The sequence below is a fragment of the Herbaspirillum sp. VT-16-41 genome (assembly GCF_001994935.1).
Classification (GTDB): domain Bacteria; phylum Pseudomonadota; class Gammaproteobacteria; order Burkholderiales; family Burkholderiaceae_D; genus Herbaspirillum; species Herbaspirillum frisingense.
In genome coordinates, this window is sequence record NZ_MUXB01000062.1 from 1 (window position 1) to 389 (window position 389).

Genomic DNA, 389 nt, shown 5'->3' on the forward strand with positions numbered 1-389 from the left:
CGAGCATCGATGGCGTCCTGCCATTTCCGGTCGCGTTCCCAACAATCAAAGCTCGTCATGCTCAGCGTTTTCAATCTCGTTCTCCCATTTTTCGGCCTGATCTTTCTGGGATTCCTGGTTGCCCGCATCAGTCGTCAGCCACTGGAGGCGTTGGGATGGATGAACGTTTTCATTGTCTATGTGGCGTTGCCGGCGCTGTTTTTCCAGATCCTTTCAAAGACACCTGTCGCTGAGCTGACTCAGTGGGCCTTTATTATTGGCTGCACCGCATCAACACTTTGTGTTTTTCTGGTGATGTTCGGCTTTGCTTTTTTCAGAACGCGCAAAATAGACGAAAGCACCATTCAGGGGCTCGCCGCCGCCTATGGCAATATCGGCTATATGGGGCC

1 protein-coding gene is annotated in these 389 nt (G+C 51.9%); it reads left to right on the forward strand.

The features are described from left to right. Window positions 1-57 precede the first annotated feature (57 nt). A partial coding sequence (locus BTM36_RS04195) for an AEC family transporter (protein ID WP_174616806.1) occupies window positions 58-389 on the forward strand: 332 nt, incomplete at its 3' end.